The 13,901-nt window shown below is 71.6% G+C and carries 11 protein-coding genes and 1 pseudogene; 6 read left to right on the top strand and 6 right to left on the bottom strand.

Going from position 1 to position 13,901, the window contains the following annotated elements; genetic code table 11:
• Positions 1 to 2: 2 nt before the first annotated feature.
• From ACQPZP_RS37300 to ACQPZP_RS37290, 3 genes and pseudogenes are all read left to right on the top strand, one after another.
• Positions 3 to 851 (top strand): glycosyltransferase, encoded by an 849-nt coding sequence (locus ACQPZP_RS37300; protein WP_433474370.1) that lies wholly within the window; start codon positions 3 to 5, stop codon positions 849 to 851.
• A gap of 13 nt (positions 852 to 864) precedes the next feature.
• Complete coding sequence (locus tag ACQPZP_RS37295; RefSeq protein ID WP_433474369.1) at positions 865 to 2,040, top strand: glycosyltransferase family 4 protein; 1,176 nt, start codon at positions 865 to 867, stop codon at positions 2,038 to 2,040.
• A 35-nt stretch (positions 2,041 to 2,075) separates the two neighbouring features.
• Positions 2,076 to 5,273 (top strand): annotated as a pseudogene (locus ACQPZP_RS37290) (alpha-(1->3)-arabinofuranosyltransferase domain-containing protein); the annotation flags it as partial.
• Between the two features lie 1,036 nt (positions 5,274 to 6,309).
• Here the strand turns inward: ACQPZP_RS37290 and ACQPZP_RS37285 are convergent.
• Positions 6,310 to 7,551: an acyltransferase family protein gene (locus ACQPZP_RS37285; RefSeq protein WP_433474368.1), complete on the bottom strand. Its 1,242-nt coding sequence runs from the start codon at positions 7,549 to 7,551 to the stop codon at positions 6,310 to 6,312.
• On the bottom strand, positions 7,548 to 8,318 hold the full coding sequence (locus ACQPZP_RS37280; protein WP_433474367.1) for a class I SAM-dependent methyltransferase: 771 nt from the start codon (positions 8,316 to 8,318) through the stop codon (positions 7,548 to 7,550). The genes ACQPZP_RS37285 and ACQPZP_RS37280 overlap by 4 nt, the downstream gene beginning before the upstream one ends.
• 166 nt (positions 8,319 to 8,484) lie before the next feature.
• Here ACQPZP_RS37280 and ACQPZP_RS37275 point away from each other — a divergent pair, with 166 nt between their 5' ends.
• Positions 8,485 to 9,591 carry a DUF3068 domain-containing protein gene (locus tag ACQPZP_RS37275; RefSeq protein WP_433474366.1) on the top strand — a complete coding sequence of 369 codons (1,107 nt, stop codon included), beginning with the start codon at positions 8,485 to 8,487 and terminating at the stop codon, positions 9,589 to 9,591.
• 177 nt (positions 9,592 to 9,768) lie between these two features.
• Positions 9,769 to 10,878 carry an NAD(P)H-dependent flavin oxidoreductase gene (locus ACQPZP_RS37270; RefSeq protein WP_433474365.1) on the top strand — a complete coding sequence of 370 codons (1,110 nt, stop codon included), beginning with the start codon at positions 9,769 to 9,771 and terminating at the stop codon, positions 10,876 to 10,878.
• 66 nt (positions 10,879 to 10,944) lie between these two features.
• Here the strand turns inward: ACQPZP_RS37270 and ACQPZP_RS37265 are convergent, their stop codons facing one another.
• The 3 genes from ACQPZP_RS37265 to ACQPZP_RS37255 all read right to left on the bottom strand — a co-directional run bounded on the left by ACQPZP_RS37265 (position 10,945) and on the right by ACQPZP_RS37255 (position 12,030).
• Positions 10,945 to 11,355: a hypothetical protein gene (locus tag ACQPZP_RS37265; RefSeq protein WP_433474364.1), complete on the bottom strand. Its 411-nt coding sequence runs from the start codon at positions 11,353 to 11,355 to the stop codon at positions 10,945 to 10,947.
• A 259-nt stretch (positions 11,356 to 11,614) separates the two neighbouring features.
• Positions 11,615 to 11,854 carry a type II toxin-antitoxin system RelE family toxin gene (locus ACQPZP_RS37260; protein ID WP_433474363.1) on the bottom strand — a complete coding sequence of 80 codons (240 nt, stop codon included), beginning with the start codon at positions 11,852 to 11,854 and terminating at the stop codon, positions 11,615 to 11,617.
• Positions 11,851 to 12,030 (bottom strand): hypothetical protein, encoded by a 180-nt coding sequence (locus tag ACQPZP_RS37255; RefSeq protein WP_433474362.1) that lies wholly within the window; start codon positions 12,028 to 12,030, stop codon positions 11,851 to 11,853. The genes ACQPZP_RS37260 and ACQPZP_RS37255 overlap by 4 nt, the downstream gene beginning before the upstream one ends.
• Before the next feature lie 284 nt (positions 12,031 to 12,314).
• On the opposite strand from ACQPZP_RS37255, the gene ACQPZP_RS37250 reads away from it, so the two are divergent.
• On the top strand, positions 12,315 to 12,905 hold the full coding sequence (locus tag ACQPZP_RS37250; protein ID WP_433474361.1) for a PH domain-containing protein: 591 nt from the start codon (positions 12,315 to 12,317) through the stop codon (positions 12,903 to 12,905).
• Positions 12,906 to 12,941: 36 nt separating this feature from the next.
• Here ACQPZP_RS37250 and ACQPZP_RS37245 read toward each other — a convergent pair whose 3' ends face one another.
• The gene (locus ACQPZP_RS37245) at positions 12,942 to 13,754 is read right to left on the bottom strand and encodes a crotonase/enoyl-CoA hydratase family protein (protein ID WP_433479736.1); all 813 of its coding nucleotides are present in this window, start codon (positions 13,752 to 13,754) and stop codon (positions 12,942 to 12,944) included.
• Positions 13,755 to 13,901: the final 147 nt, after the last annotated feature.

Here is a 13,901-nt window from a genome sequence, read left to right as displayed (position 1 = left end):
TGATGGGGACCCGGCGTGACCGCTCCGCGCTCCTGGAGATCGTCGTCCCCGCCTACAACGAGGCCGACCGGCTTCCGGCGGGGCTGGGCCTGCTGTGCGACAAGCTCGCCGGCCTGCCGATGCGGGCGGAGGTCATCGTCGTCGACAACGCCAGCACCGACGGGACGGCCGAAGTCGTCCGGGCCTGGGACGGGCCGGTGCCGGTGCGGCTGGTGCGCTGCGAACTCCGGGGAAAGGGTGCGGCGGTCCGCGCGGGGCTACTCGCGACCCATGCCTCTTATGTAGGCTTCATGGACGCCGATATGGCGACAGACCTCGCGGCTCTGGACGAAGCCATCGTCCGGCTGCGCGAGGGCCGCCCGGTCGTGGTCGGGTCAAGGCGCCACGGTCGGTCGGTCGTCGAGGGATACGCGCTGCCGGTCAGGCGGCTCGGCGCCCTCACGTTCAACCGGCTCGTCCGCGACCTCGTGGACGGCATCCCCGACACGCAGTGCGGGTTCAAGTTCTTCCATGGTCCCTTGGGCCGGGCGGCTGCGGCCGACCTGCGGACGACGGGTTTCTCGTTCGACGTCGAGCTCCTCGCCCACTGTGTACGGCGGGGAGCCTCCGTGACGGACATCCCGGTCGTCTGGCGTGACCGTCCCGGGTCGACGTTCTCGGTCCGGCGGCATTCGCTGCAGTGCCTGATGGACCTGGCCCGGATCCGCGCGCGCGCCGGTGTCCGGCCGCCCACCGTGCCGGTGAAGCCGAACCTCCCGGTCGTGCCGGTCCGGGCGGTGTTCGGTGAGCCGCGACCGTTGCCGGTCGCGGTGTCCGAGAGCGCTTCGACGCCGCACACCACGACGGGATGAACGCTAAGACGGGATGAAGAGAGAACTACGGCTGGCGGTCGTCAACTGGCGGGATCCCTGGCATCCCGCCGCCGGCGGCGCCGAACGCTATGCCTGGGAACTGGCGCGCCGGTTCGCCGCCGACGGAGCGCGCGTCCACTACCTGACGTGCAGGGCGCGAGGGCAGAAACGCAGCGAACGCGTCGAGGACGTGGACTTCGTCCGGCTCGGCGGCCGTTTCACCGTTTACCCGCTCGTCCTTCTGTGGATGCTGGGGCGGCGCCTAGGACGACGTTTCGACGCGGTCATCGACTGCCAGAACGGCATCCCGTTCTTCACGCCGTGGGTGCTGCCTCGCCGTGTTCCGGTGTTCTGCGTGATCCACCACGTGCACGATGCCCAGTTCGGCCTGTACTTCCCCGCGTGGCTCGCCTGGGTCGGCCAAGTCCTGGAGGGCCCGGTGAGCCGCTGGACATACCGGCGTCACGTGTTCGTGGTCGTTTCGCCGTCCACCCAACGTGCCGTAAGAGAACGATTGGGCTGGACAGGGCCGACTCACGTCGTTCCTAACGGATCGGTTGTCGCCGAACTCGACGGCGTGGTCTCGGTGCCCGTGGGAGACCCGGATCTCGTCTGCGTGACCCGGCTCGTCCCGCACAAGCGCCTCAACCTGCTCCTCGACCTCGCGGAAAGCCTCGCCGAGACCCACCCTGGGCTCAAGCTCCACATCGTGGGGGACGGGCCTGAAGCGCCCGCGTTGAAAGCCGAGATCAGCGCGCGGGGCCTGGACGGGATCGTCACCGCGCACGGATACGTCCCCGAGAACGTCAAGGCGGCCCTGGTCGCCCGCGCCGACCTGCACCTCAGCACCTCGCAAGGCGAGGGCTGGGGCCTCAGCGTGATCGAGGCCGCCGCGCTCGGCGTTCCCACTGTCGCCCACGACGTGGACGGCCTGCGCGACGCCGTCCGCGACGGAACGACCGGATGGCTGGTCCACGCAGGCGACGACCAGGCCGACGTCGTCAGGCGCGCCCTGAAGGAGCTGGACGATCTCACGAGACGCGATCAAGTGACCACGGAATGTCAGACCTGGGCGGCAGAGTTCGACTGGGCGCACACCGCCGGCCGGATGCGGGACCTCGTCGTCTCCGCCGTCCGGACCGCGGGCGGCCGCCACTACGGTGACGAGCACCCCGGCCGGCGTCGCTGACGTCCGGGGGCACGGATAAGGGGCGGAGGGCGAGCATGGCCGTGGGAGAGGCGAATCCGCCTCGCGCCGGTGCGTCTCCGCAGCCTGCGTCCGGCGGCGGGCCGGACGGCCCGGACGTCGCCGCCCGGCTGCGGGAGCGGCTGCGCGTCCTCGCCTGCTGCCTGACGCTGACCGCGCTCGCGTTCGGCACCCGGCCCGGCGCGATCCTCGCCGACACCAAGATCGACATGGCGGTGAACCCGCTCGGGTTCCTCGGCCGCGCCCTGCACCTGTGGGACGCCGAGCAGTTCGGCCAGCTGCAGAACCAGGCCGTCGGCTACCTGTTCCCGATGGGCCCGTTCTTCGCGCTCGGCGACGTGGCCGGCATGCCCGCGTGGGTCGTCCAGCGGTTCTGGCTGGCGCTGCTGATGTGCCTCGCGTTCACCGGTACGTGGCGGCTGGCGGGGCGGCTCGGCATCGGCGGCCCGGGGACGCGCCCGTTCGCCGCGATGGCCTACGCCCTGGCCCCGAACGGGCTGGCCACGTTAGGGCAGATCTCCTCGGAGTACCTGCCGGCCGCGATGCTGCCGTGGATCGTGCTGCCGCTGGTGGGCGCGGCGTCCGGCGAGCGCGGGCGGCTGAAGGCCGCGGCCGGGTCCGGGCTGGCGATCGCCTGCTGCGGCGGCATCAACGCGGCCGCGACCGTCGCCGTCCTCGTCGTGCCGGTCGTGTACATGGTGACGAGGCCGCGAGGGTCGTTCCGGGCACGGATGCTCGCCTGGTGGTCCCTGTGCGCCGGCGGCGCGACGGCCTGGTGGCTGGCTCCGCTCCTTCTGACCGGGACGTACGGGTTCTCCTGGCTGACCTACACCGAGAAGGCGGAGACGACGACGGGGCCGACGGGCCTGATCAACGTGCTGCGCGGCGCGGAACGCTGGGTGAACTACCTGATCGTGGACGGGCAGGTCTGGTGGCCCGTCGGGCACGGCCTGTCGCTCAGCCCCGTGCCGGTCGTGTGCACGGGCGTCGTAGCCGCTCTCGGGCTCGCGGGGCTGCTCGCCCGGCTGCTGCCGGAACGGACGTTCCTGCTGGTCACGCTGCTCGCCGGGCTGACCATCCTGTCGATGGGCCATATCAGCGACATCCCGGGCCCGTTCGCGCACCAGCTCCGCGACCTGCTGGACGGCCCGCTCGCACCGCTGCGCAACCTGCACAAGTTCGACGCGGTCGTCCGGCTGCCGCTCGCGCTCGGCCTCGCCCACGTCCTCGTCGCGGCGGCCCGCCGTGTCCAGGACGGCGGCGCCCGGAAGGGCGGGGGAGACCGGAACGGCGCGGTGCGGAGCCTGGGCGGCGGGACGGCGCCGGTGTTCGGCGTGACACTGCGGTCCCTGGCCGCCCTGCCGGTCGCCGCCGCCGTCGCGCTCGGCGGCATCGGCGTCACGGCCGCCTCGCACGGCCTCACCGGGCCGGGCGACTTCAGGGAGGTGCCCGGCTACTGGCGGGACGCCGCGTCGTGGATCAACGCGCGAGCGGGACGGCAGGGAGTGCTGGCCGTGCCGGGCGCGCCGTTCGGCGAGTACCTGTGGGGCCGTCCGATGGACGACATCGTCCAGCCGCTGCTGTCGGCGCGGTGGGGCGTCCGGCAGCTCGTCCCGGCCGGGTCGCCGGGGTACACGCGGGCGCTGGACGCGATCGACCAGCAGGTGCGGTCAGGGCAGGGGTCCCCGGGGCTGAGCGATTTCCTCGGCCGGATGGGTGTCCGGTACGTCCTGGTCCGCAACGACCTGCGGCGGGAGACCCTGCGCGGCGCCTGGCCCGCCCGCCTGCACGAGGCGCTGGACGACTCGCCGGGCATGCGCCGGGCCGCCTCGTTCGGCGCGCCCGTCGGAGGAGACGCCGACGACGCCGTGTCCGCCGTCGACCAGAAGTACCCGCCGCTGGAGGTCTACGAGGTCGAGGGCGCCGCCGACGTCGCGAACCTCGCCGGCGCGACCGATCCCGTCCGCGTGTACGGGGGGCCGGAGTCGCTGCTCGCCATGGCGGACGACGACGTGCTGCCGGACGGGCCCGTCCTGCTGGACGACGACGCCCCCGACCTCAGGGGCGCCCGGGTCGTGACCGACTCGCCTCGGCTGCTGCGCCGCAACTTCGGTGAACTGCACCAGACGTCCCCGACGCTCTCGGCCGCGCACAAGGGCGAGGCCACCGACGTCCTCGACAAGGGGTGGAAGCGGTACGCGACCCACGTGACGTACGGCGGCGGTGTCCGCGACGTCACGGCTTCCACGTCGGCGGCCGGTGACGACGCGATCCCGCAGGCCCGCAAGCCCGAGGCGACACCGTACGCGGCCTTCGACGGCGACCGGTTCACCGCCTGGGAGACCGGCGGCTGGAACGGGCCCGTCGGGCAGTGGCTCCGCGTCGACTTCGACAAGCCCCGCGACGTGCGGAATCTGACCGCCACGTTCGTCCAGGACGGTTCCCTCGGGCCTTCGATCTCCCGCGTCGCCGTCGAGACCGAGAACGGAGCGGTGGAGCAGGACGTCCAGAAGATCGCGACCGCCCAGGCCCTCCGCGGGCCCGAGGGCCCCACTCGCTGGTTGCGTCTGCGGATCACCGCCCTGGCCTCCGAACCCGTCGTTCCCGCGTTCGCGCGCGCGGGCGTGGCGGACGTGACCGTCGAAGGTGTGAAGCCCACCCGCACCTACACGATGCCCGCGCCCGCCGGTGGCCCCGTCACGTACGTCATGAGCCGGACTCCGGGCGCGACGGGCGAGTGCATGAAGGGCGACCGGCGGTGGGTGTGCTCGCCGTCTCTCGGCTCCGGTGACGAGGAGGGTTCCGGTTTCGACCGGACGTTCACCTCGCCGGTGTCCGGCAAGGCCCCCGTCACCGGGACGGCCGTCCTCACCGACCAGCGGCTCATCGACCGGTACACCGGCGTGCACGGCCAGCCGGTCGTCACCGCGAGCTCGACGCTGTCCGGCCATCCCGCCGACCAGCCCAGATCGGGCTTCGACGGCGACCGGGCGACGTCCTGGATCGCCGGGGAGAAGGAGGAGTCGCCGACCTACGGCGTCCGGTGGAGGGAGCGGAAGCGGCTGTCCGCGGTCACGGTCACACGGCCTCCCGGCGCGTCCGGCCCGATCCGCGTCCGTGTCGAGGGCGAGAAGGGCGAGACCCGCGAAGGGCTGTCGGACGCCCAGGGCAAGCTGTCGTTCGCCCCGATGACGACCGACCGGCTGACGCTCACCTTCTTCCGGGAGAGCCGGACCCGGCCCGTCCAGGTGGCCGAGCTGAGCATCCCCGGAGTCAAGCCGATCCCGGACGTGCGGACCTACCCGCTGCGGCTGCAGTGCGGATACGGGCCGAAACTGCACGTCGGCGACCGGAGCGGAACCGTCCAGACGAAGGCGTCCGGCACGCTCGGCGACCTGCTCGCCGGGCGTCCCCTGCGGTTCGTCTCGTGCGCCCAGGCCGAGCTCAAGGCGGGCCAGAACCATCTGACCTCCGTGCCGTTCGACTCCTATCGCGTCGACACGGTGACGGTCGGGGCGAAGCCGGAGGCGGCCGCCGCGGCGCGGCCCCCGCAGCAGGTCAAGATCGTCAGCTGGGGGGCGAGTTCCCGCAAGGTGGAGGTGGACGCCGGCACCGCTTCCTTCCTCACCGTCAACGAGAACTTCAACACCGGCTGGCGGGCGACGACCGGCGGCACCGAGCTGCGGCCCGTCCGGCTGGACGGGTGGAAACAGGGCTGGGTCGTCCCCGAGGGCACCGCCGGTGTCGTCGAGCTCACCTACACACCCGACCGGGCGCAGCGGATCGCCGTCGTCGCCGGCCTCAACCTGCTGCTCGTCCTGCTGGTCGTCGCCTGCTGGCCGGGGAGGCGCGGCCGCCGCCCGGAGCCCCGCGCGCTCGTCGCCGGGACGGGCTGGCCCGCATGGGCGGCGATCGGCCTCGCCGCCCTCCTCGGCGGCTGGATCGCGGGGGTGCCCGGCCTCGCAGTCACGGCCGGGACCGCCGCCGTGTGCGGCTGGGCCCGGACCCGCCGCTCCGCCGTCCCACGCGCCCTCGCCTCGCCGTGGCCGGTCGCGCTCGCCATGCTCGCCGGGACGGGCTGCCTCGCCGCCGGGCTCCAAGTGGACCTGCTCGACAACCCCGCCGCCCCGTCCGGCCCGGTCGGCGACATCGCCCCGCAGCTGCTCGGGCTGGTGATCGTCGGGCGGATCGCGGTCGAGCTGTGGCGTCCCGTGCCGCCCGGCGGCGGCGACTCCGGCGGCCGGATCTCGCTCAGCTGGACGGCGCCCGGGCCGTGGCCGGGCGGGCCCGGCCACGGCGCCGGGTCAGCCGCTGGACCGGCCACTCCACCAGACAGTGGCTCAGTGTCCCCGCTGCGATGGTCGCCGCGGCCATCAGCGGCAGATCCGTCGCGACGTCCCCCCGGAAGCCGCGGTCCGTCGCGTCGTACCAGGAGACGATGATCAGCAGCTGCCACAGGAACACGCCGTAGGAGATCCGGCCGAGGAACCGCATGACCGGGTTGCCCAGGATCGCTCCGAGCGCGGGCTGCCCCGCCGGCGCCAGCGCCACCGGCGCGACCAGCGCCGCCGCGCACAGCCCGAACACGATCAGGTGCAGCACGGACGTCCAGAAGGCGTCCGCGGTCTGGAGGCTGAGCGGTCCCGCCGCGGGCGTCGCCGCCACCACGTACAGCATCGCGGCCGCGACCCAGCACGCCGCCCACGAGTCCGACACGGCCCGGCACATCGCGGCCACGGGACGCCGCTCGTCCAGCCGCGCCCACACCGTCACCACCGCGAGCGCCATCCCGATCGCGAACCAGACGAAGAACCGGGGAAGCCACATCCCCATCTGGGAGTGCCGGTCCGGGACGAACATGAACGCCGTCCACGGGAGCGACAGCGCCCCGTACACGCCGATGCCGATGAGGAGGCGCCTGGCCCGGACGCCGACGTCGTGCGTGCGCACCCGGCGCGCGTACCAGCCGAGGACCGCTGCGGTGAAGGGCAGCGTGACGTACCAGCCGGCCTCGACGACGAGGCTCCAGAGCTGCCCTATCTGCGCCGGGCCCAGGTCGCTGTCCCACCACGCATTGGGCAGATACGTGTGCGTCAGAGTGAGCAGCGAACCCCAGGTCACCGGGTCGCCGATGTGGTCTCGGCCTGCCGTGGCCATGAAGACCACGATCACGGCCCAGTAGGCGGGCATGATGCGCAGCACGCGTCTGCGCAGGTATTCGATGGTTCGCGGGGCGGATCGCCCGTCCAGGACGGCCGCCGCCCACGGGCGGTACAGCAGAAGCCCCGACAGTGTGAAGAAGATGGGCACGCCCACCTGGCCGCCGTTGAACAGCCAGCGCACGCCGTTCGGGTTCGTGATGGAACCGGCCGCGCTGGCGACGTGGAAGACGAGGACGGCGAGCGCGGCCACGGCCCGGACGCCGTCCAGGGTGTCCTGGTGCCCCGAAATGGGCGGCGCCGCCGGCCTGGCCACCTGCGCGTCCGGCCTCACGTCTTCTTCCTGAGGACGAGGACGAGGTTCCAGGTGGCGATCTCGCGCAGGCCGGGGATGCGGACGACGCCCTCCGCCCAGCGGGGGTGATAGCGCGGCAGAGCGTCCAGAACGGTCACGCCGTCGTTGTTGCGGGCCCACTTCAGCGCCGACGACACCGACACCGGGTGCAGGCACCGCCCGAAGTGGTTCTTCGGCGGACGCCCGTTCCGGCGCTCGTAGCGCCGGGCGGCACGGTCGCCGCCGAGATAGTGCCAGGGCGAAGTCTCGTGGCCGCCCCATGGAGACAGCCAGTTGGTGAACGACAGGAAGACCGTCCCGCCCGGCCTGGTCACGCGGACCATCTCGTCGGCCATGCGCCACGGATCCGGGACGTGTTCCAGCACGTTCGAGGAGAAGCACACGTCGGCTGAGCCCGTCCGGAACGGAAGGGCCAGCGCGCTGGCGACCAAAGCGTTGGGCCCCGGGACGTTGTGCGCGGTCAGCTCGGCGAGGTCATGGTCGATGCCGGTACAGCGTGCCCCTGCCTCGGTCAACGCGCGCGCGAAGAAACCGGACCCGGTGCCCACGTCGATGACCGTCGCGCCGTCCAGGTCGGTGTACGAACCGAGCTGCGCGACGGTGTCACGTGCCATCAGCCCGTAGAAGTACTCCGGCTCGCTCTGCTCGCGCCGGAACGCGCTCAGCAGCCGCACGGACCGCGCCAGAGTGGCCCGATGTCCAGGGTCGAGACGAGGCCCGTCCTGCCTGGGGGGCGCCGAGGCCATGCGGCCACCTCGCTGTTCCTGTCGTCCGCCGGCTGGGGCGCCCCGTTCGCGGGGCCGGTGAGGTAACGAGGAGCTTACCGACCAGTACGCCGCTCCGGTAGGGTGACCCGGACATGCTGGACGTGGCCCCTCGGCCGTGTGCACGAGGGCAGTCCCGGAGGTGTTCATGCGGCGACCGGTCGGCCTGGTCCTGATCGGCCTGGGGGCCTTCTTCCTGACGCTCGCGCCGCTCGTCCGCTTCTACGTGGCCGACCAGGTCGTCGTCGCGCCGCTGAACCGCTACCAGGTGACGAACCTGGAGTCGAAGGGCTCGACGTACTTCGACCAGGCCGACCTGAAGCTGAAGACCGGCGTCACCCTCCTCGCCAAGAACACCGTCCGCGGCGACGTCCGCGCCAACGAGGGCGACGACGACATCGCGGTCTGGGACTCCACGACCAACATCTACGACCAGGCCGACCCGGACAAGCCCATCCAGATCCAGGGCTTCCGCATCGCGTTCGACCGCCGGACCGGACTGCTCACCAACTGCTGCGGCACCAACGTCGACGGCGACAACACCGTCCGGATGTCGGGCTACGGGCTGCTGTTCCCGCTCGGGAACGTCGAGAAGCGGGACTACCCGTTCTTCGACATGACGACCAAGCAGTCGGCGCCGATGCAGTTCAACGCGGTCGAGAAGGTCCACGGGCTCACGACGTACCGGTTCACCCAGACGATCCCGCTGACGAAGACGGCCGCGCTCGACGCCAAACTGCCCGCCAAGATGCTCGGCCTGCCCGAGGACGCGGGCGACCAGAAGGTCGACCGCTACACCGAGGCGTACAACACGGTCTGGGTCGACCCGCGCACCGGCATCCCGGTCAAGCACCGCGAGAACGTGCGCAGCACCGTCCGCACCCCGGACGGCAAGGGCTCGATGATCGTCGCCCAGGCCGACCTCATCACCGTCGACAAGGACCAGAAGGGCCTCGTCGACACGGCCGACAGCACCGCGCTGCAGATCGACCTCGTGCGCAGCTACCTCCCCGGGGCCGCCATCTTCCTCGGCCTGATCCTGCTGTTCGTCGGCGGCTCCCTGGCCCTGGCCCGCCGCGAGGCCCCGCGCATCGAGGCGCCGCGCCGCGCGGACGGCAAGTTCGGCGACATGACCCCGTCCGGCCCGCCCAAGCCCCCCGCGCCGCCCGCGCCGCGCCCGGCCGCCGTTCGCCGCGCGGCCCCCGGCAGCCAGCGCCAGCAGCGCAAGGCCGCCGGCCCCACCCACCGCCGCTGACCCACCCCCGACTCCCGCGTCCTGCGCCTCCAACGGCTCGGCGCGATCGGTCCCGGCCTCGCACTCTCGCACACCTGGGTGATACGTGTTCTATGTCGAAGGGTGAAGCGCGCTGGTCGGGAGATTTGTAACTAGAACCTGTTGCAGTTTTGCGTGTGCGCGCTTAGGGTCGGGGCTGTGCGGACACGAGTCACCGAACTATTCGGCATCGAGTACCCGATCTTCGCGTTCAGTCACTGCCGCGACGTGGTCGCGGCGGTGAGCCGCGCCGGCGGCATGGGCGTCCTCGGCGCCCTGCATTTCACCCCCGAGGAGCTCGAGCTGGAGCTCAAGTGGATCGACGAGCATGTGGGCGGCAAGCCCTACGGCGTGGACGTCGTCATGCCCGCCAAGTACGAGGGCGCCGACATGGGCGACGCCGAGGAGCTGCTCGGCAAGCTGCAGGGCATGATCCCGGCGGAGCACAAGGAGTTCCTTGAGGAGCTGCTCGCCGAGCACGGCGTCGAACCGCCGAGCGAGAAGGCCGGCAAGGCGCTGCTCGGGTGGACCGACGTGACCGCGCGGCCGCAGGTCGAGGTGGCGCTCAAGCACCCGATCGCGCTGCTGGCCAACGCGCTCGGCCCGCCCCCGGCGGACGTCGTCGAGCAGGCGCACGAGCACGGCGTCAAGGTCGCCGGCCTCGCCTCCAACGCGCGGCACGCCCGCAAGCAGGTCGATGTCGGCGTCGACATCATCGTGGCGCAGGGCACCGAGGCGGGCGGTCACACCGGCGACGTCGCCACGATGGTCCTCATCCCCGAGGTCGTGGACGCCGTCGGGGAGGACACGGTCGTGCTCGCCGCGGGCGGCATCGGCCGGGGCCGGCAGATGGCCGCCGGCATGGCGCTCGGCGCGGACGGCGTCTGGACCGGCTCGATCTGGCTGACCGTGGACGAGGCCGACACCCCCGAGCGCGCTCTGCCGAAGCTGCTGAACGCCACGTCCCGCGACACCGTCCGGTCCCGGGCCTGGACGGGCAAGCCCGCCCGCTTCCTCAAGACCGCGTGGACCGAGGCGTGGGAGAGCGAGAAGTCGCCGGGCTACCTGCCGATGCCGATGCAGTTCATGCTGATCGCGGACGCCCTGCCGCGCATCCAGCGCTCCGGCGACGGTGAGCTGGTCACCTTCCCGGTCGGCCAGATCGTCGGCTCGATGAACCAGGTCAAGCCGGCCGCCCAGGTCGTCTACGACCTGATCGAGGAGTACGTCGAGGCCATCGAGCGCCTCAACGCCATCACCGAAGGCTGACCGCCCCGCAGGCCCCGGCCGCCGCTGTTCCCCAGCAGCGCCGGCCGGGGCCTCATGCCGCGCTTCTCAGAAGCGCGTCATCCACGACAGGGCCCGGGCGAGGACGTAGTAGACGACGCCGGCGAGGGTCCAGTTGATGTAGAGCTGCTCGTCGGGGTCGGACCGCGTGAAGACGTCGTGGAACGGCGTCGCGAGCCAGCGCCCCGCGTCGAGTACGGCGTCCACCAGGGTGTTCCCCGGATTCGCGTCGCCCCAGGTCAGCAGCATCCCGAGGGCGAGGATCGCGGCGGCCGCCCAGCCCGCGGACAGGATCATCGTGCTGACCGGGTTGTGCCGGCTGCGCCGCCACCGCCGCGGCTTCCGCTGGACCACCGTGGTCTTCGAGGCGCCGTCCGCCGCCGTCCGCCGGGGCCAGAGCGGCCGCCTGGGCGTCGTCTCCGTGGTCTCACGCCGCCTGCGTCCTATGTGCAAGGCCATGGCCTGCTCAGTCCTTCCGTGACTCGCTTCGCCCCAGCGATGCCACGTCAAAACCCCCACAAACCACCCACCCATTTTCGGACGGCCCTTATCCTCCCATCCGCGCCCGCCGGGAAGAAGGCGGTGCGGGACCAGTCCCCGTGTCCACGCGTTCCCTGATCGTTCCCGGGCGCTAACCCGGCTAGCATGCCCCTGCTCTTGGGGCGGGCGGGTTTCGGTCGGCGGGCCTCGAACTACCTGGCTGAGCCGTACGTGCCGCTCAGGTGGCGGCTCGGCTCACATGACCGATGATGATCACGTCTTCCTTCAAGCGGTACATCACGCGGTACGGACCGACGCGCAGCCGGAAGTCACCTTCCTTTCCCCAGGGGAACGCCTCAGGCGGGGCGGGGTCGTCGGCCAGCAGGCGGATCGCGGCGGCGATGGCATGCATGCCCTCTTGGTCATTCATGTACCGCCGCAACGTCTGCTGTCCGTCCAGTGACCACTCGATCTTCACTCGGTGCCGCCGAGGATCTCTGCCATGAACTCCTCATGGCTTATGGCGCCGGGGCGTCCCGCCGCCTCCCACTCGTCCAGGGCGGCGGAGGCGGCATCGGCCTCGGCCGCGTCCAGAGCCTCGGGCGTCGCGGACCGCTCCAGCGCCTTCAGCTTTCTGATCTCTGCCAGGGGCACGACTGCCGCTGCCTCACCGCCTAGGTGGATGACCTCGTACTCATCCGTTACGGGGGCCGGAGACAGAGTCCGGATCGGTTCTGCGCTCATGGGTCCGGAGCCTACAGCGCGGAACCGACGGATCGGGGGTCCTCCCTGGAGGGCGTCCTGCTTGTCTTGAAGGTGCTATTTGCCGTGGTAGATGGCGGGGCGCTTCTCCTTGAAGGCTCGGGAGCCCTCTTTGGCGTCTTCGGAGCCGATGACGGTCTGGCCCTTGATCGTCCTCGGTCGCTAGCCTTGCGCGCATGCCTCCCGCGCTTGGGCCGGAGCCGCTGGTTCTGCGGCCGTCTACCGCCTGGTGGCTTGCCTTGAACGCCTTGTCCGCAGCCATGCTCGCCGTCGCCGTGGTGCTGGTGGCGGCCGGCGGGACGTGGACCTTCCTGGCCGTGCCGTTCGTGGCGCTCCCCATCCAGCTCGTGGTGTTCGCGCGTCGTGCGTCGCCCCGTTTCCGGACGCTCGTCGACGCCCACGGTGTGACGCTTCGACGCGGCGAAGCGGAGGAGGCGATCCCCTGGGACCGGATAGCGGGGATCTCCATCCGGCCGAAGGGCAGGAACTCGCCGGAGTACGGGCTGTTCCTTCTCACGGCGCAGGGCGAAAGCGTCCGGTTGCCGTGCCGGATGCTGGGGCCGTTCACGCGGGGACGCCGGATGGCGGCCTTGGCGGAGGAGATCCGCGTGAGGTCCGGGCTGTACCGGAACCGAATCGGCGTGGTGCTCCCCGGGCCGGGCGTGCGGGCGTTGTTGGCCGTCGGCGGTGGGGCGATGGGGACGGCGGTCGCCATCGTCCTGCTGCTCCCGGTCGTCCTTCTCGCGAGCCCGTGGACGCGGTCCTGATGACCGGACACCACGAGCGGGTCGCCGTGGAAGGTGCTATTTGCCGTGGTAGACGGCGGGGCGCTTCTCCTTGAAGGCGCGGGAGCCCTCCTTGGCGTCTTCGGAGCCGATGACGGGCCAGCCGATCTCGTCGGAGATCTTGAGGGCGTCCTCTTCGGAGAGGTGCTGGGTCTCGCGGTAGGTGCGGAGGATGCCCTGGACGGCGAGTGGGCCGCACTCGGCGATCTGGTCGGCCAGTTCGCGGGCGGCGGCGAGCGCGGTGCCGTCCGGGACGATCTTGTTGATCAGGCCCATCGCGAGGGCCTCCCGCGGGGTCACCGAGCGGGCGGTGAGGAGGATGTCCATCGCGTTGGCGTAGCCGATCTGGCGGGGGAGCCGGATGGCGGACCCGCCCATCGGGAACAGGCCGCGCTTGGCCTCGTACAGGCCGAGGGTGGCGCCTTCGGCGACGACGCGCAGGTCGGTGCCGACGAGCAGCTCGGTGCCGCCGGCGACGGCGTAACCCTCGATGGCGCAGATGAGCGGCTTGGTCGGCCGGCCCTCGCGCAGGAGGCCCTTCCAGTGAAAGTTCGGGATCTGCGCCATGCGCTCCTGGACGCGTGGGTCCGAAGGTTGCTGTCCCATGGCCTTCAGGTCGGCGCCGGCGCAGAACGTCCCCTCCGCTCCGGTGAGGATGCCGACCCGCACCTCGGGGGTGTCGGAGATGTAGGCCCAGGCGTCGGCGAGCCCGACCAGCATCGAGGAGCTGAGCGCGTTGCGCGCCTCGGGCCGGTTCATCGTGACGATGACGACGTGTCCGTCGCGCTCGACGACGCAGTGCTCGGTGCTGATCGGCAGCCGTTCCGCCATGGGTTCCTCCAGCTCAGATGTCAAACGAGAACAGATTCTAGTTAAGGCGTCGCCCTACCGGTAGGGCTTGAACTGCAAAACGAGAACGTGATCTACTTTGGACGCCGGGCGCCGCTCCGGGTGTCGGTGCTCGCTGTGATCACGTAG

The organism is Spirillospora sp. CA-142024 (genome assembly GCF_050942325.1).
GTDB lineage: Bacteria > Actinomycetota > Actinomycetes > Streptosporangiales > Streptosporangiaceae > Spirillospora.
Note: the sequence above shows the minus strand (reverse complement) of the source record. Positions and strands in the feature narration are given on the sequence as shown.

Bases quoted from the DNA above. Each gene is read 5' to 3' on its own strand.
- ACQPZP_RS37300 (WP_433474370.1), top strand. From the start codon at position 3: ATGGGGACCCGGCGTGACCGCTCCGCGCTCCTGGAGATCGTCGTCCCC.
- ACQPZP_RS37295 (WP_433474369.1), top strand. From the start codon at position 865: ATGAAGAGAGAACTACGGCTGGCGGTCGTCAACTGGCGGGATCCCTGG.
- ACQPZP_RS37280 (WP_433474367.1), bottom strand. From the start codon at position 8,318: ATGGCCTCGGCGCCCCCCAGGCAGGACGGGCCTCGTCTCGACCCTGGA.
- ACQPZP_RS37275 (WP_433474366.1), top strand. From the start codon at position 8,485: ATGCGGCGACCGGTCGGCCTGGTCCTGATCGGCCTGGGGGCCTTCTTC.
- ACQPZP_RS37265 (WP_433474364.1), bottom strand. From the start codon at position 11,355: ATGGCCTTGCACATAGGACGCAGGCGGCGTGAGACCACGGAGACGACG.
- ACQPZP_RS37250 (WP_433474361.1), top strand. From the start codon at position 12,315: ATGCCTCCCGCGCTTGGGCCGGAGCCGCTGGTTCTGCGGCCGTCTACC.
- ACQPZP_RS37245 (WP_433479736.1), bottom strand. From the start codon at position 13,754: ATGGCGGAACGGCTGCCGATCAGCACCGAGCACTGCGTCGTCGAGCGC.